General features: G+C 65.7%; 19 protein-coding genes, 1 tRNA gene and 1 riboswitch. Of the genes, 8 read left to right on the forward strand and 12 right to left on the reverse strand.

Annotation, left to right across the window (positions count from 1 at the left end):
- Nucleotides 1–217: 217 nt before the first annotated feature.
- From CUJ89_RS04005 to CUJ89_RS04045, 9 genes are all read right to left on the reverse strand, one after another.
- A tRNA-Lys gene (locus tag CUJ89_RS04005) sits at nucleotides 218–294 on the reverse strand.
- 130 nt (nucleotides 295–424) lie between these two features.
- On the reverse strand, nucleotides 425–1174 hold the full coding sequence (gene ybgF, locus CUJ89_RS04010; protein WP_114176228.1) for a tol-pal system protein YbgF: 750 nt from the start codon (nucleotides 1172–1174) through the stop codon (nucleotides 425–427).
- A 19-nt stretch (nucleotides 1175–1193) separates the two neighbouring features.
- Nucleotides 1194–1706, reverse strand: a complete 513-nt coding sequence (gene pal, locus CUJ89_RS04015) for a peptidoglycan-associated lipoprotein Pal (RefSeq protein WP_114176229.1) — start codon at nucleotides 1704–1706, stop codon at nucleotides 1194–1196.
- Nucleotides 1707–1723: 17 nt separating this feature from the next.
- Nucleotides 1724–3019: a Tol-Pal system beta propeller repeat protein TolB gene (gene tolB, locus CUJ89_RS04020; protein ID WP_114176230.1), complete on the reverse strand. Its 1296-nt coding sequence runs from the start codon at nucleotides 3017–3019 to the stop codon at nucleotides 1724–1726.
- Between the two features lie 109 nt (nucleotides 3020–3128).
- A complete protein-coding gene (gene tolA, locus CUJ89_RS04025) occupies nucleotides 3129–4178 on the reverse strand; it encodes a cell envelope integrity protein TolA (RefSeq protein WP_114176231.1) in 1050 nt (349 codons plus the stop codon).
- Nucleotides 4175–4624, reverse strand: coding sequence for a protein TolR (gene tolR / locus CUJ89_RS04030; RefSeq protein ID WP_114176232.1), 450 nt, complete (start codon nucleotides 4622–4624; stop codon nucleotides 4175–4177). Before tolR ends, tolA begins: the two co-directional genes overlap by 4 nt.
- 10 nt (nucleotides 4625–4634) lie before the next feature.
- On the reverse strand, nucleotides 4635–5312 hold the full coding sequence (tolQ, locus tag CUJ89_RS04035; RefSeq protein ID WP_114176233.1) for a protein TolQ: 678 nt from the start codon (nucleotides 5310–5312) through the stop codon (nucleotides 4635–4637).
- Nucleotides 5313–5442: 130 nt separating this feature from the next.
- Nucleotides 5443–5928, reverse strand: coding sequence for a tol-pal system-associated acyl-CoA thioesterase (ybgC, locus tag CUJ89_RS04040; RefSeq protein ID WP_114176234.1), 486 nt, complete (start codon nucleotides 5926–5928; stop codon nucleotides 5443–5445).
- Between the two features lie 100 nt (nucleotides 5929–6028).
- Nucleotides 6029–6775: an SDR family NAD(P)-dependent oxidoreductase gene (locus CUJ89_RS04045; protein WP_114176235.1), complete on the reverse strand. Its 747-nt coding sequence runs from the start codon at nucleotides 6773–6775 to the stop codon at nucleotides 6029–6031.
- 180 nt (nucleotides 6776–6955) lie between these two features.
- A riboswitch (ZMP/ZTP riboswitch) is annotated at nucleotides 6956–7056 on the forward strand.
- A gap of 137 nt (nucleotides 7057–7193) precedes the next feature.
- Here CUJ89_RS04045 and glyA point away from each other — a divergent pair.
- The 7 genes from glyA to CUJ89_RS04085 all read left to right on the forward strand — a co-directional run bounded on the left by glyA (nucleotide 7194) and on the right by CUJ89_RS04085 (nucleotide 11982).
- Complete coding sequence (gene glyA, locus CUJ89_RS04055) at nucleotides 7194–8441, forward strand: serine hydroxymethyltransferase (protein ID WP_114176236.1); 1248 nt, start codon at nucleotides 7194–7196, stop codon at nucleotides 8439–8441.
- A gap of 6 nt (nucleotides 8442–8447) precedes the next feature.
- A complete protein-coding gene (nrdR, locus tag CUJ89_RS04060) occupies nucleotides 8448–8927 on the forward strand; it encodes a transcriptional regulator NrdR (protein WP_114176237.1) in 480 nt (159 codons plus the stop codon).
- A 153-nt stretch (nucleotides 8928–9080) separates the two neighbouring features.
- A complete protein-coding gene (locus CUJ89_RS04065) occupies nucleotides 9081–9644 on the forward strand; it encodes a GspH/FimT family pseudopilin (RefSeq protein ID WP_114176238.1) in 564 nt (187 codons plus the stop codon).
- Nucleotides 9644–10051 (forward strand): hypothetical protein, encoded by a 408-nt coding sequence (locus tag CUJ89_RS04070; RefSeq protein ID WP_114176239.1) that lies wholly within the window; start codon nucleotides 9644–9646, stop codon nucleotides 10049–10051. Before CUJ89_RS04065 ends, CUJ89_RS04070 begins: the two co-directional genes overlap by 1 nt.
- Nucleotides 10041–10874 (forward strand): PilW family protein, encoded by an 834-nt coding sequence (locus tag CUJ89_RS04075; protein ID WP_114176240.1) that lies wholly within the window; start codon nucleotides 10041–10043, stop codon nucleotides 10872–10874. The genes CUJ89_RS04070 and CUJ89_RS04075 overlap by 11 nt, the downstream gene beginning before the upstream one ends.
- Nucleotides 10875–11065: 191 nt before the next feature.
- A complete protein-coding gene (locus CUJ89_RS04080; protein ID WP_415859042.1) occupies nucleotides 11066–11539 on the forward strand; it encodes a hypothetical protein in 474 nt (157 codons plus the stop codon).
- Nucleotides 11536–11982, forward strand: coding sequence for a type IV pilin protein (locus CUJ89_RS04085; protein ID WP_201752271.1), 447 nt, complete (start codon nucleotides 11536–11538; stop codon nucleotides 11980–11982). The genes CUJ89_RS04080 and CUJ89_RS04085 overlap by 4 nt, the downstream gene beginning before the upstream one ends.
- A 54-nt stretch (nucleotides 11983–12036) precedes the next feature.
- On the opposite strand, the gene CUJ89_RS04090 is transcribed toward CUJ89_RS04085, so the two are convergent.
- The 3 genes from CUJ89_RS04090 to CUJ89_RS04100 form a co-directional block, all read right to left on the reverse strand.
- Nucleotides 12037–12480, reverse strand: coding sequence for a DUF3318 domain-containing protein (locus CUJ89_RS04090; RefSeq protein WP_114176241.1), 444 nt, complete (start codon nucleotides 12478–12480; stop codon nucleotides 12037–12039).
- A 43-nt stretch (nucleotides 12481–12523) separates the two neighbouring features.
- A complete protein-coding gene (locus tag CUJ89_RS04095; protein ID WP_114176242.1) occupies nucleotides 12524–12913 on the reverse strand; it encodes a phage holin family protein in 390 nt (129 codons plus the stop codon).
- 123 nt (nucleotides 12914–13036) lie between these two features.
- Nucleotides 13037–13339, reverse strand: coding sequence for a DUF883 family protein (locus CUJ89_RS04100; protein WP_114178482.1), 303 nt, complete (start codon nucleotides 13337–13339; stop codon nucleotides 13037–13039).
- A gap of 319 nt (nucleotides 13340–13658) precedes the next feature.
- Between CUJ89_RS04100 and CUJ89_RS04105 the strand changes: the two genes are divergently transcribed.
- Entirely contained in the window at nucleotides 13659–14297 is a 639-nt protein-coding gene (locus CUJ89_RS04105; protein WP_011351087.1) for a peroxiredoxin, read from the forward strand.
- The last annotated feature ends 61 nt before the right edge of the window (nucleotides 14298–14358 follow it).

The raw sequence follows: 14358 nt of genomic DNA on the forward strand, positions 1-14358 counted from the left end.
AGCTGCACGATGGTAGTGGTGCTGTCCTGCGGCAACTGCTCGAGTCTGAACGGAAACCGGGATGAGGCACGGTCACCTGGCGAGTCGGGAAGGACGCCCGATGCTTGCGTACTCAAGCGGGAACGGGAAGTCGAAATTTCGAGCCCGGCGCGGCACGAGGCAGACGCAAAAAAGCCTCCACGCGGGAGGCTTCAATTGCAACTATCGAAAAGATAGATGGTAGGGTGGGAGGGACTCGAACCCTCGACTCTCTGATTAAAAGTCAGATACTCTAACCAACTGAGTTACCACCCCACGTCCTCAAAACTGCTCGAGAACGAGAAAAACGGCTTCAGGCTGTAGCCGATGCGGACTGAACTAACGACCCAAAGAGCAAAAGATTATAGCGACGGATTATCAGCCCGTCAATAATCCGTCACGATAATTATTTGATCGTTTCGAGCTTGCCCTGCGCCGTCTGCGCCGCGTTCGACCCGGCGTACTGCGAAACAACCTGCTCGAACGTCTTCTTCGCGGCCGCCTTCTGGCCTTGTTCGAGCTGGTTCGTCCCGATCGCCACGAGGGCATCGGCCGCGCGCGGGTGCTGCGGGAACTTGCTGACGATCCCTTGCCACGTCGCAGTCGAACCGCGGTAGTCGCGCAGCGCGTATTGCGCATTGCCGAGCCAGTACTGCGCGGTCGGCTGGTACGGGCTCTGCGGATACTTCGCGATGAAGCTGCGGAACGAAGCCGCCGCCGCCTTGAAGTTGCCGTTGCGGAACTGCTGCTGGGCCGCACTGAGCGCATCCGTTTCACCCGGCTGCACGGTGCCTTCGACGCCGTCGATCGTCGCCTGCTGCGGCTCGAACTTCTTGAGCCGCGTATCGAGATCCTGGTAGTACTCCTTCTGCTGCCGCTCGAGCGTCGTCAGCCGGTTCGTCAGATCCTCGTTCTCGCCGCGCAGCGTCGCGACCTGCTGGTTCAACTGGTCGAGACGGCTGGATTGATCGAGGATCGTACGCTGGGCGGCCGACAGCTGGCTTGCCAGGTTGTCGGTCTTGCTGCGCAGGTCGAGCACGGCGCGGCGCGCTTCGTTGTCGTCGAACACGCCGGCGTGCGCCGGCGCGGCCGACCACGCCGCGCCGGCGACGCAGAATGCTGCGGCAACGCGCAGCCAGGATACACGATGCGTCATACGGCGATTCTTCCGTTACTTACTGTTGATAGACGAGGTCGGCGCGACGGTTCTGCGCCCACGAAGCTTCGTCGTGACCCGCTGCCTGCGGCTTTTCCTTGCCGAGGCTCACGGCTTCCATTTGCGAATCGCCCACGCCGAGCAGTGCCATCGCGCGGCGAACGGCTTCCGCACGCTTCTGGCCCAGCGCGAGGTTGTACTCGCTCGTGCCGCGTTCGTCGGTGTTGCCCTGGATCAGCACGTGGCGCTGCGGGTGGCTCTTCAGGTACTGAGTGTGCTGCTGCATCAGCGGCTGGTACTCGTCCTTCACCGAATAGCTGTCGAAGTCGAAGTAGATGCTGCGCTTCGCGAGCGGGCTGTTCGGGTCGTTCAGCGGATCGACGTTCACTTGTGCGACGTTGTCGGCGCTCGGCTGCGTGCTCATCGCACCCGCGTTGTTCGCCTTGTCGTCGAGCTTCACGCCCGACTTGCACGCTGCGAGCGCGCTGATCATCATCACGGCCAGGGCCAGACGAGCTTTATTAGACATCATGGTTACTCTCCTTGTGGTCATTGCATGAAGGGCCCCCACGACGGCTCACGAACGGAGCCGCCCTGGACGGACAGGATCTGTGGCGGCGCGCTGCCGTCGGAGGGCACTGCAGCCAGAACGTTGCGACCACCCGACTGGGTAGCGTACAGAAGGTACTGGCCGTTTGCCGCGAAGCTCGGCGATTCGTCGCGATTCGTATTCGTGATGGCGTTCGCCGCGCCGGATTGCAGATCCTGAACGTACAGCTTGAAGCCCCCACCCGTGCGGGAGATGTAGGCGAGCAGCTTGCCGTCCGGGCTCACACGCGGGCTCGTGTTGTAGCTGCCGGTAAAGGTCACGCGCTGCGCGGAACCGGCGCTTTCGCCCTGTGCGGGCATCCGGTAGATCTGCGGCGCGCCGCCGCGATCGCTCGTGAAGTAGATCCAGCGGCCGTCCGGCGAGTAGTACGGCTCGGTGTCGATCGAGCTGCTCTGCGTGAGACGGCGCAGGCCGCCGCCGTTCGAGTTGACCGTATAGATTTGCGTGTTGCCCGTCAGCGACAGTGCGACGGCGAGCGTGTTGCTGTCCGGCGACCATGCCGGCGCGCTGTTGTTGCCCTTCTGGTCGGAGACCATGTAGCGTTTGCCGGTCGGCAGGTCATGGATGTAGACGATCGGCTTCTTGCGCTCGAACGACACGTACGCGACCTTCGTGCCGTTCGGCGACCAGGCCGGCGAGATGATCGGCTCGGTGCTCGACAGCGCGATGCGCGCATTCTGGCCGTCCGAATCCGAGATCTGCAACTGGTAGCGGTTACCGGTCTTGATCACGTACGACAGGCGCGTGGCGAACACGCCGCGCACGCCGAGCAGCTTCTGGTAGATGTAGTCGGCGATCTTGTGGCCGGCCGTGCGCAGCGTGGTGTCGGTGGCCGTCAGCGACAGGCCGCCGAGGCTTTGCTGCTTCACGGTGTCGTACAGGATGAAGTTGACCTTGTACTGGCCGTTCGCCTCGCGGTTCACGCTACCGGCGACGAACGCATTCGCGCCCTTGGCCTTCCATGCGCCGAGATCGACCGATGCGGTCTCGGGCACGGGCGTGCTGCCCGCGTCGATATTGGTGAATTTGCCGCTGCGGGCGAGGTCGGCGCGGACGATCGACGTGACCTGCTGCGGCAGGCCTGCCTCGTTCGCGAAATTCGCGGTGGCGATGGGGAACTGGGTCGACCCGACACCGGTGATCAGCACGTTGACCTGGGCATTAGCGGCGCTGCCCGCCGTAATCAGACACGAGGCCACGAGTGCCCTGAAACCTAGCTTTGTCATCAAACTCATGCTTCTTGCTTCCCGTATGACTAGAATCGCTGCGCAACCGCAGAGACAGTAAAAATACCCGATTCGTTCCCGTCTGACAGCGACGCCCGGAGTGTAAGCGCATTTCTTTTCACTCCGCCGCCTTGAAGGTAATCGTAATGTCAGACGGGGTACGACCGTTAGAATCGGGCGGCAACGGGACCGATGCGTGGATCGCACTGACCACGGCTTGATCCCACCCCGAATTCCCGCTGGAGCGGGAGACCGATGCGCTCAATACGTCACCGGATGGCGTGCACCGAATCTTGACGACGGTGGTCAGGCCTGCTCGCTCGCCGCCCCAGACGATGTTCGGTTTGACGCGGCGGCGCACCTTGTCAGCATAGCCGGGCGTCGCGGCATTGCCGCCTGAGCCCGTGCCCGTGCCGCTCTTCGCGAGGCCTTCGCCGCCGCCTTCGCCGGCGCCGGACAGGCCCTGCATCTGCGCGAGACGCGCGCTGCGCTCGCGGTCGAGCTTCGCGTTCGCCGCCGCATCGGCCTTCGCGCGCGCCGTGGCTTCGGCCTTCGCCTTTGCCTGGGCTTCCGCCTTCGCCTTCGCGGCCGCGTCGGACTTCGCCCTCGCCGCCTGCTGCGCTTCGAGCTGCACCTGCTTCTGCTGCTGGAGTTTCTGCTGTTCGAGCTTTTGCTGCTCGGCGAGCTGTTGTTGCTTGAGCTTGTCGGCCTGCTTTTGCTTGTCGCGTTCCGCGGCCTTCTGCGCGGCGAGCGCGGCAGCCTGCTGCGCCGCGAGTTGCGCGCGCCGGGCGTTTTCTTCCTGCTGGGTCTTCAGTTGCTGCGCGCGGCGCTGCTGCTCGAGCAGCGCTTCGCGCGCGGCCGCTTCCTGCTGCCGCTTCTTCTGCTGCAGCGCGATGTCGGCCTGCTCGTCGCGCACCGGGGGAGGGGGCGGCGCGACTTTCGCGGGCGGCGTTACGACGGGCCGCGGCGCGGCGACATCGGGCACTTCGGTCCACAGCTCGGCTTCGGCGCCGGCCGGCGTGCTGTTCTGCCACTGCACGCCGTGATAGAGAAACAGCGCGAGCAGCACGTGCATCAGCGCGGCGAGTGCGAACGCGCGCCACGTGCCGCGCTCGCGGGGAGGCTGAGGCGGGTAGCCGATGTTGCGCGTGGGTTGCGGCCGGTTCATTGCGATTTGACGAGGAGGCCGACGCGCTTGACGCCGCGCGCCTTCAGATCGGACATCACGGTCATCACCGCATCGTACTGCACGGTCTTGTCGGCCGCGATCACGACCGGCTGGTCGGGATGATCGGCCTGCCGGGCCGAGATGAAGCCGTCGAACTCGGCTTTCGTCATCGTGTCTTCCTGGGTCGCGCCCGAGTCGCCCTTGTACTTGACGCTCATCGTGCGGTCGGCCTTGATGTTGACGACGACGGGCGGTGTCTGCTCCTGCGGCGCGGCATTGCCGACGGTTGGCAGGTTGATGATCGACGGGGCGACGAGCGGTGCGGTGACCATGAAGATCACGAGCAGCACCAGCATCACGTCGATGTACGGCACGACGTTGATGTCGGCCATTGCGCGGCGCGAGCGGCCGCCGCGCATGCTGGATCGGATGGGGCTTCCTGCCATGGCTCGCTCCTTACTGGGCCTGACGCTGCAGGATGTTCGAGAACTCTTCGATGAAGGTCTCGAAGCGGATCGCGAGGCGGTCGATGTCGTGCGCGTAGCGGTTGTACGCGACCACCGCCGGAATCGCGGCGAACAGGCCGATCGCGGTGGCGACGAGCGCCTCGGCGATGCCCGGCGCGACGTTCGCGAGCGTTGCCTGCTGCACGTTCGCGAGGCCGCGGAACGAGTTCATGATCCCCCAGACCGTGCCGAACAGACCGATGTACGGGCTGACCGAGCCGACCGATGCGAGGAACGCGAGGTTGGCTTCGAGCACGTCCATTTCACGCTGGAACGACGCGCGCATCGCGCGGCGTGCGCCGTCGAGCACGAGGCCGGGATCGCTGAGGCGCTTTTCCTTCGCCTTCAGGAATTCGCGCATCCCCGATTCGAAGATCCGCTCGAGCGCGCCGATCGTGTGGCGGTTGTTGGCCGCGCTCTGGTACAGCGCCTGCAGGTCGCCGCCCGACCAGAAATCTTTCTCGAAGCGTTCGGTCTGCACGCGCGCGCGGCGGATCGCGAACCACTTGCGGAAGATGAAGGTCCACGACATCAGCGACAGCAACAGCAGCAGTCCCATCACGGCCTGGGCCAGCACGCTCGCGTTGAGGACGAGGGAAATGATCGACAGGTCTTGAGTTGTGTTCATAGAGGTTTGAGTAACGGCCCTTCGGGGCGCCCGGTATGCGTGCGGCGCGGCGCGCCGGCCATGCCTGACGCCGAACCTTGCTTAGTATCGAATCAGAAAGGCAAGTTCATAGGCTTTGTCTAAACGGCGCTCATGCGAGCTTCGTTGACAATACAGTCTGCCCGGCGTCGATGACGGGCCCGCGTTGCAGTGCGTCGAGCACGGCCGGCGGGATGGCCGCGGGCCGGATGCCGGTACGGTCGACGCAGCCGAGGCGAATGTGTCCGGCCACGAGCAGCGTGTCTCCACACCAGGCTTCCTGCGCGAATTCCACCGATGCGCGGCCGATGCGTCCGGGCCGGCTCATGATCGCCAGCGTGTCGTCGAGTCGCGCCGGCGCGCGGTAGTCGAGCGACGTGCTGCGGACGATGAAGATCGCGCCTGTATCGTCGGCGAGCTGACGCTGGTCGATGCCGCATGCGCGCAACCATTCGGTGCGGGCGCGCTCGAAGAACTTCAGGTAGTTGGCATAGAAGACGATGCCGCCTGCATCGGTATCCTCGTAGTACACGCGCACCGGCCAGGTAAAGCCGGAGGGCGCTTCCGGGGAGCGGGAAGGCTGAGTCATGGCGCGCATTCTACCGGAAGGCTGGAGCCCGATTCGTAACCGATTCGTAACGGAATGTAGTACGCCGTAGCACACCGCGGGCCGGCCCGGCGGCCGGGCCCGCGGGGCTTCAGCCGCGGTGGACGGTCGGGCCGCCGGGTGCTTGCGCGATCGGCATCAGCTCGATCGTGTTGACGTTGACATACGCCGGGCGCGTCGCGATCCAGTAGATCGTATCGGCGATGTCCTCGGGCATGAGCGGCTGGACATTGGTGTAGACGTTCGCCGCTTTCGCGTCGTCGCCGCGATAGCGGACGTTCGAGAACTCGGTGCCCCCGCACAGGCCCGGCTCGATGTCGGTGACACGCAGCGGCGTGCCGAGCAGGTCTGCGCGCAGGTTCAGGCTGAATTGTCTGACGAAAGCCTTGGTTGCGCCGTAGACGTTCCCGCCCGCATAAGGGTACGAACCCGCGACCGAGCCGAGATTGAAGATATGGCCGCGGCCGCGCTCGACCATGCCGGGCAGCAGTGCGTGCGTGACCGTGACGAGGCCCGCGCAGTTCGTGTCGATCATCGTCCGCCATTCGTCGAGGCTGGCCTTGTGGGCCGGCTCGACGCCGAGCGCGAGGCCGGCGTTGTTGACGAGCACGTCGAGCGCCGCGAATTCGGCGGGAAGGGCGGCCGGCACGGCCTCGACAGCCGCGCGGTCGCGTACGTCGAGCTCGAACGGCAGAAGGGAATCGCCGAGCTCGGCGGCGAGCGCGTCGAGACGATCCTTGCGGCGCGCGGTCGCGACGACGCGGTGGCCTCCGTTGACGAAGGCACGGGCGATGGCGGCGCCGAAGCCGGCGGACGCGCCTGTGACGAACACGATCATTGCTGCTCCTGGTCGGTGACAAAATAGCGGGTAGTATCCCGCAAGCCTACTGAGATTGCCGCACCGCGGCAAGGCGGCAAAGCGTTTCGGCACGGGCGCGTAGAGTCTGGCCCCAATTGCTTTCTGCGCACTGCCGTGCGGTTGCCTATTCATGACGCATCCAATACACTAACGCGCTCATCACCCCTGCGTGACTGGCGATAGAACCCTTCGGGTTCAAGGTGGAGCATCCCACCGTGAAGCGCGGGGCGCCGTTTTTGCCGTTCGCCTGGGCAGCCGTTGTGCGCCGTCGCGTGCATCGCCGGTGGCTGTCCTGCCTCGCGTCATCCGGATTTTTCCGCCACGTCGAGCTGGTCCCGCCAGCAGCGCGCTGTACTCGGCCACCCCGGTCAACCTGTACACACTTAACGGAAACCGTATGTTTGACAGAGCCCAAAGCACCATTGCGAACGTCGATCCCGAAGTCTTTGCAGCGATCGAGCAGGAAAACCGCCGCCAGGAAGATCACATCGAGCTGATCGCGTCGGAAAACTACACGAGCCCGGCCGTGATGGCCGCGCAGGGCTCGCAGCTCACGAACAAGTACGCGGAAGGTTATCCGGGCAAGCGCTACTACGGCGGTTGCGAATACGTCGACGTGGTCGAGCAACTGGCGATCGACCGCGTGAAGCAGCTGTTCGGCGCGGAAGCCGCGAACGTGCAGCCGAACTCGGGTTCGCAGGCGAACCAGGGCGTGTTCTTCGCGATGCTCAAGCCGGGCGACACGATCATGGGCATGAGCCTCGCGCACGGTGGTCACCTGACGCACGGCTCGCCGGTGAACATGTCGGGCAAGTGGTTCAACGTGGTCAGCTACGGCCTGAACGAGAACGAAGACATCGACTACGACGCGGCCGAGAAGCTGGCACAGGAACACAAGCCGAAGCTGATCGTCGCGGGCGCGTCGGCGTTCTCGCTGAAGATCGACTTCGAGCGTATGGCGCAGATCGCGAAGTCGGTGGGCGCGTACCTGATGGTGGACATGGCGCACTACGCGGGGCTGATCGCGGCGGGCGTGTACCCGAACCCGGTGCCGCACGCGGATTTCGTGACGACGACGACGCACAAGAGCCTGCGCGGCCCGCGCGGCGGCGTGATCCTGATGAAGGCCGAGTACGAGAAGCCGATCAACTCGGCGATCTTCCCGGGTATCCAGGGCGGCCCGCTGATGCACGTGATCGCGGCGAAGGCGGTGGCGTTCAAGGAAGCGCTGTCGCCGGAGTTCAAGGCGTACCAGGAGAAGGTGGCGGAGAACGCGCGGGTGCTGGCTGAAACGCTGGTGAAGCGCGGGCTGCGGATCGTGTCGGGCCGCACGGAAAGCCATGTGATGCTGGTGGACCTGCGCGCGAAGAAGATTACGGGCAAGGCGGCGGAAGCGGCGCTGGGCGCGGCGCACATCACGGTGAACAAGAACGCGATCCCGAACGATCCGGAAAAGCCGTTCGTGACGAGCGGCGTGCGCCTGGGCTCGCCCGCGATGACGACGCGTGGCTTCGGGCCGGCGGAAGCGGAGAAGGTGGGCAACCTGATCGCCGATGTGCTGGAGAACCCGGAAGATGCAGCGACGATCGAGCGCGTGCGCGCGCAGGTCGCCGAGCTGACCCAGCGTTTCCCGGTCTACCGCTGATCGACGATGCGCTGCCCGTTCTGCCGGCATGACGACACGCAGGTCGTCGACTCGCGCGTGTCCGAAGATGGCGCCGCGATTCGCCGGCGCCGTCGCTGCTCGGCTTGCGACAAGCGCTTCACGACGTACGAGCGGGTCGAGCTGGCCTTGCCGTCCGTCGTGAAGAAGGACGGCAGCCGCACGGAATTCGACCGTCGCAAGATCGTCGCCAGCATGCAACTCGCGCTGCGCAAGCGGCCGGTTGCTGCCGACGCGATCGACGCGGCGGTCGCCCGCATCGAGTATCAACTGCTCGCGACAGGCGAGCGTGAAGTGCGTAGCGAGAAGCTCGGCGAACTCGTGATGAACGAGTTGCGTGGTCTCGATACGATCGCCTATGTCCGCTTCGCATCGGTGTATCGCCGGTTCGAGGACGTCTCCGAATTTGCCGACGTGATCGAAGAGTTCCGTCGCGCCTCTCCCGCCAAGACCCCGCGCAAGCGCTGACGCGCTGCATCCGTTCATCGTCTTCTCCGTTGGTTCAGTTCGCGCCGATTGTGTCGGTCGCGATCGCATGTCGCCAGTCGGCCGTTCGGCAAATGGCGTGCGTCCGCACGCGTCGCTACAGTCGTCGCATCACATTGGCGGAGGACGACTGCAATGGGACTGCACCATCAATCCTTGAAAAACGTGGTGCGACGCTCGGGCGGGTTCACGCTCGTCGAGCTGATGGTCGCCATCTCGCTGGCGGCCGGGCTCGCACTCTATGCGGCGCCCGCGTTCGACCAGTGGCGCATGCGGGAACGTGTGGATGCGCGCTCGCGCGCGTTGCTCGGCGCGCTGTCGTTTGCGCGTACCGAGGCGACGCGTCTCGGTACGCGCGTCACGCTGTGCCGGGCCGGGAACGACGGCGTCTGCCTGCGTGCCGGCGAGCGGTGCGATCCGGCCGAATGGTCGTGCGACTGGATCGTCAGCGGGCAGGTCGACGGGCAGTCGCGCGTTCTGCGGCGCTATCCGCGCGATGCCGAAGTGGCCGTCGCGGGCGCCGCGCACGATCTGGCTTTTGCACCGCCGGTCGGTCAGGCGATCGGCGGAATCCGGCGTTTCGAATTGCGTGCACGACGCGGCCCGTCCGGGGACGGCGACGCGCACGTATCGCGTTGCGTGCGGATCGCGGCAGGTGGCCGGGCGCGTATTGTCGCCGGCCGTTGCGACGCGGCGTGATGGCAACGCGCGACGCAATGCACGGCACGTCGCTGATCGAGGCGATGCTGGCCATCGCGCTGCTTGCGGCCGTGATGCTGGCGGTGGCCGGCAGCCAGCTCGCGATGGCGCGCGTACAACGGGCAACGATCTGGCGCGAACGCGCGCTGTGGCTGGCCGATGCGCGTATCGAGCGCTCGCACGCGGGCGCGGGAGGCGACGACGGTCTTGCTGCGCTGGCGGTGGCGTCGTTGCCCGGCGGCGCGATGACGCTCAATGACGGGCCGGGCGGCGTCCGCTACGCGGTTGTCGGATGGCGTGGCAGCGATGTGGTCGCGTCGCCGCGATGCGAAGCCGCGGGGATGTCGGCACAGCCGCCGTCGTGCGTCCGGATTCCGTTTCGAGAGGCTGGCGCCGATGAACGCTGATCGCCGCATGCGCGCGCATACGCTGCTCGAAGTGCTGATTGCGATGACCGTCGGTCTCCTCGTGCTCGCGGCGGCCGGTGCGCTGTACCACGCGCAGCGCGTCGCGCAGCGGCGTGCGGAAGACGGGTTCCGGATGCGCGATGCGGCCGGCACCGCACTGATGTTGATCGGTCAGCAGATCCAGATGGCAGGATTCCGGCCGCTCGATGCCGAAAGGGCATCACCGCTGCCGCCGGTGTTCGGCTGTTCGATGGCGCGCGTGAGGGGCGACGGCGCTCAGGTACGGTGCGAGCCTGTGCGCGCTTCGTCGGACGCGCTGCTGATCCGGTATGCCGGCGATGCCGTGTCGACGTGGCTGACGGTGAGCGGCCAGGTGTCGGATTGCCTCGGGCAGGGTATCGGTGTGTCCGGTGAGCGTTCGCCGGTGGAGAACCGCTTCGATGCGCATGTCAGCCCGTCGACGGGCGAGCCTGAGCTGTACTGCGAAGGAAGCGGCCATCCAGGCACGCCACAGCCCGTCGTGTCGGGAATCGATCAGTTGCGCGTGCGCTATCTTCGTCGCGGCGGCATGCAGTTCGTCAACGCCGATGCAATGCGAGTCGACGACTGGCGCGATGTCGTGGCCGTGCATGTCTGCGTGCGGGCGCGCGGCGAGCCGATGCGCGAGCCGGCGCGCCACGTCGACTGCGACGGTCGTGCCGCCGTTGCACCGGATGGCCGCGCACGTTTGACGCTCCATCGCATCGTCGCGTTGAGGAATGCCGCGATCGCACTCGACGATACATTGCGTGATGCAACGCGCGCACGCGAGGAGTTGCGATGAGCGAAGCAGGGCAGTACGCGCGGAAGAAATCGCGGTGCGTTGCGGCAGGCAACGCGCATGGGCGCATCGCGGCAAACGGCAGTGAACCGCTGCAGGCTGCATGTGCGGGCATCCTGACAACGAGCCGGCGCGAGCCGCGCCTACGCTTCCGGTCGGCCGGTCGTGATTGGCGTCGCGACGCGGGCCTTGCGTTGCCCGCGGTGATCGCGGTCGGTGCGGCGGTCGCGGCGCTGACAGGCACGTGGTTCGAAGCCGCGCTGACGGAATCGCGCCGGACGCGTGCGTTGTCCGATCGGCTGATCGCATTCCACGCGGCCGATGCCGCGCTTGCGGCGTGCACCGCGCGATTGCTCCGTGGCTCGGCGCCCTACGTGAACGAAAGCGAATCACACGCCGAGCCCGACGCGTGGCGGCGTATGCCGGCGCTGGCGGCCGCCGAAGCGTTCGCGCCGTTCGCCGGATGGCCGATGGCAGCGCAACCGCCGCGATGTCTGATCGAGGCTTGGCGCGGGGCAAGGCCGGCCGGTGGCCGCGCCTACCTCGTCACCGCGCGTGGCGTCGGTGCGCATCTGTCGAGCGCTGTCTGGCTGCAGCACCAGGTCGCGATACTCGACGGACGCATCATCGCGCTGCGCTGGCGTCGCGTCGCGGCGGTGCTTCGATGAACGGTCGCACGTTCGTGTGCCGACCGGCGGGATTCACGCTGATCGAGCTGATGATCGTGCTCGCCATCGTCGCGGTGCTGGCCGGATGGGGCATCCCGTCGTATCGCGAGCATGTCGTGCGTGTTCATCGCGCGTCGGCGGTTGCCGCGCTGTACCGGGCGGCCCAATACCTCGAAACGCTGGATGGTGCGCCGCCTTCGGCATTGCCGGACGCGCTCGCGCGGGCACCGCCGGACGGGCGGGCTGTCTATCGATTGATGCTCAGGCGGCCGGACGGCGACGATTCGCCGGTGACCTACGAACTGGAAGCGCGCCCACTCGGCACGGGCCCGATGCACGACGATGCATGCGGCGCATTCACGCTGCGCTCGGACGGGACGAAAGGCAATGCGCGGCGCGATGGCGCCGACGAACCGGGCGCCGCTTGCTGGGGCGTCCGTTGAGTTCGCACGAAAGGCGCGCAACGGCGCATGGCCGTGCGCGCAGGATGTCGATGGTCAGTCGTCGTGCGCGTCGAGCCCGCGCTCGTCGCGAGACTGCTTCCAGATCCGGTAGACCTCCCATGCGGCGAAGCCGAGCGTGCCCCACTTCAGCGCGGGGCCCGCGCTCGCGCGCAGCAGCGAGCGAACGGGTTTCGCCAGCACGAGCGATGCGAGCGAACTCAGCATCGGATACTGGTTGACGAGGTTGCCTAGGCTTGCGTTCAGGTTTCTTGCGGACTGGCTGAACTTGCTGCTGGAAAGGCCGGGGATGAACACCTTGAGCCAGCTGAAGCGCGTGACGGCCTGGCGCATTTCGCCAGCGGCTTCCGCGAGCTCGAGCCGCTCGACTGCGGATCGAAGGATCAGCAATTCCTTGCGGAGCGCGCGATGCTGCGACGCGCTCCAGTTCGATCGCGACGAATGGGAGCGGGGTGAATTGCCCGTGACGTTCTGGCTCATGGCGCGTCGGCGAAGTAGGTGGGAGGGGTGAGCGCGACTGCGTTCACGGCTTGCCGCGGAACAGTTCGCGGTCTTTCTCGAGTTCGGCGAGTGTCGCCTCGAACACGGTCGGCGCATCGCGCAGGCCCGAGCGCGCCTTCAGCGCGCACGCGATGCCGCCTGCGGCATACAGGACGGTGATCGCCGCGAGCGACTGCCAGCGGTAGGTATCCCAGAACGCGATCGCGACGAGCACGGTCAGGCTGATGAGCGCCATCGTCGCGAGCATCATCGCGGCGAGCGCGAGGAACAGCACGCCCATCAGGCGCTCCTTCTCCTCGGCAAGCTCGATGCCCACCAGTTCGAGGCGCGTTTGCAGAAGTCCGATCGCGGAGCCGACGAGGCGGCGCAGCGGTCCTTGGCCGGACGGCTGCGAGGTGGTGTCTGTCGTCATGGATGAGGTGCTTGCGCGTGCAGTGAGCAGCTAGGACAAAGCCGGCCGGCGGAGACCGCCGGCTGGCTTCGACGCCCGTGAGCCGCGCGACGCGGCCCGCGGGACGAAACGGCGCAGAGCGCGTTACTTGCGGTTGATCAGCAGGCCGATCAGCACGCCGATGCCGGCGGCGACGCCGACCGACGTCCACGGATGCTCGTGCACATAATCGTCGGTCGCGCGAGCGGCCTTCTTGCCTTTCTCGACCACCACGACCTGGACGTCGGCTGCCTTTTCCTTAGCCTGCTTCAGGCGCGACATGGCTTTCTCGCGCAGCTCGGCCGCACGGTCGCCCGTGCTGCTCGCGGCTTGCTTGAGCAGGTCTTCGGCGTCCGAGAGAACGGTTTTGATATCCGACATCAGTTTCTCCTTGTTGATTTCCGACATTGCAACTCCCTTCGTGCTGTCATGCTGCAGGTTCACATCGTAGCGAAACGCCTGCCTGCTGGCGAGCCGGGAAGACACACGGCGGCAGTGCAAGACTGCATGGTAAACGATTTGTAATCATTAACAGAGCGGCAAACGGGGTGGAAAGTTTCCCTCGTGACCGTTCGTCCTGCCCCGACACCGGGTAAAAATGACAAAAAAGTATGAATATCAAACGGAATAATCGTTCGCACGGCCCATTGCTTCCCGTAAGCTGATGGACTGTCCCGCGCTGGACCAGCGCGCGGTTTCAACCAGCATCGTTCGAGGAGGGAACATCATGAGTCTGCGTCTTGGCGACATCGCACCGGATTTCGAGCAGGAATCGAGCCTGGGCCCCATCAAGTTTCACGAGTGGCTGGGCGACGGCTGGGGCGTCCTGTTTTCCCACCCGGCCGACTACACGCCGGTGTGCACGACTGAGCTCGGGCTGACCTCGAAGCTGAAGGGCGAATTCGAGAAACGCAACGTGAAGGTGATCGCGCTGTCGGTCGACGGCGTCGAATCGCACAAGGGCTGGATCAACGACATCAACGAAACGCAGTCGACGGTCGTCGGCTTCCCGATCATCGCCGACGCGGACCGCAAGGTTTCGCAACTGTACGACATGATCCACCCGAATGCGAACGAGACGCTGACGGTGCGCTCGCTGTTCGTGATCGACCCGAACAAGAAGGTGCGGCTCACCATTACCTATCCGGCCAGCACGGGGCGCAACTTCGACGAAGTGCTGCGCGTGATCGACTCGCTGCAACTGACCGACAACTACAAGGTAGCGACGCCCGGTAACTGGAAGGACGGCGACGATGTCGTGATCGTGCCGTCGCTGCAGGATCCGGAAGAGCTGAAGAAGCGTTTCCCGAAGGGCTTCAACGCGGTGCGTCCGTATCTGCGCCTCACGCCGCAGCCGAACAAGTAAGCATCACCGGCGCGTGAACGCGGTACCGGGCCGGCGGCCCGGATCGCGAATCCGACGAAAA

It is taken from the genome of Burkholderia pyrrocinia, assembly GCF_003330765.1.
GTDB lineage: Bacteria > Pseudomonadota > Gammaproteobacteria > Burkholderiales > Burkholderiaceae > Burkholderia > Burkholderia pyrrocinia_B.

What these genes read in the sequence shown, in the direction of transcription:
- ybgF (WP_114176228.1), bottom strand. Translation starts at nt 1,174, where the DNA reads ATGACGCATCGTGTATCCTGGCTGCGCGTTGCCGCAGCATTCTGCGTC.
- pal (WP_114176229.1), bottom strand. Translation starts at nt 1,706, where the DNA reads ATGATGTCTAATAAAGCTCGTCTGGCCCTGGCCGTGATGATGATCAGC.
- tolB (WP_114176230.1), bottom strand. Translation starts at nt 3,019, where the DNA reads ATGAGTTTGATGACAAAGCTAGGTTTCAGGGCACTCGTGGCCTCGTGT.
- tolA (WP_114176231.1), bottom strand. Translation starts at nt 4,178, where the DNA reads ATGAACCGGCCGCAACCCACGCGCAACATCGGCTACCCGCCTCAGCCT.
- tolR (WP_114176232.1), bottom strand. Translation starts at nt 4,624, where the DNA reads ATGGCAGGAAGCCCCATCCGATCCAGCATGCGCGGCGGCCGCTCGCGC.
- tolQ (WP_114176233.1), bottom strand. Translation starts at nt 5,312, where the DNA reads ATGAACACAACTCAAGACCTGTCGATCATTTCCCTCGTCCTCAACGCG.
- ybgC (WP_114176234.1), bottom strand. Translation starts at nt 5,928, where the DNA reads ATGCGCGCCATGACTCAGCCTTCCCGCTCCCCGGAAGCGCCCTCCGGC.
- CUJ89_RS04045 (WP_114176235.1), bottom strand. Translation starts at nt 6,775, where the DNA reads ATGATCGTGTTCGTCACAGGCGCGTCCGCCGGCTTCGGCGCCGCCATC.
- glyA (WP_114176236.1), top strand. Translation starts at nt 7,194, where the DNA reads ATGTTTGACAGAGCCCAAAGCACCATTGCGAACGTCGATCCCGAAGTC.
- nrdR (WP_114176237.1), top strand. Translation starts at nt 8,448, where the DNA reads ATGCGCTGCCCGTTCTGCCGGCATGACGACACGCAGGTCGTCGACTCG.
- CUJ89_RS04065 (WP_114176238.1), top strand. Translation starts at nt 9,081, where the DNA reads ATGGGACTGCACCATCAATCCTTGAAAAACGTGGTGCGACGCTCGGGC.
- CUJ89_RS04070 (WP_114176239.1), top strand. Translation starts at nt 9,644, where the DNA reads ATGGCAACGCGCGACGCAATGCACGGCACGTCGCTGATCGAGGCGATG.
- CUJ89_RS04075 (WP_114176240.1), top strand. Translation starts at nt 10,041, where the DNA reads ATGAACGCTGATCGCCGCATGCGCGCGCATACGCTGCTCGAAGTGCTG.
- CUJ89_RS04085 (WP_201752271.1), top strand. Translation starts at nt 11,536, where the DNA reads ATGAACGGTCGCACGTTCGTGTGCCGACCGGCGGGATTCACGCTGATC.
- CUJ89_RS04090 (WP_114176241.1), bottom strand. Translation starts at nt 12,480, where the DNA reads ATGAGCCAGAACGTCACGGGCAATTCACCCCGCTCCCATTCGTCGCGA.
- CUJ89_RS04095 (WP_114176242.1), bottom strand. Translation starts at nt 12,913, where the DNA reads ATGACGACAGACACCACCTCGCAGCCGTCCGGCCAAGGACCGCTGCGC.
- CUJ89_RS04100 (WP_114178482.1), bottom strand. Translation starts at nt 13,339, where the DNA reads ATGTCGGAAATCAACAAGGAGAAACTGATGTCGGATATCAAAACCGTT.
- CUJ89_RS04105 (WP_011351087.1), top strand. Translation starts at nt 13,659, where the DNA reads ATGAGTCTGCGTCTTGGCGACATCGCACCGGATTTCGAGCAGGAATCG.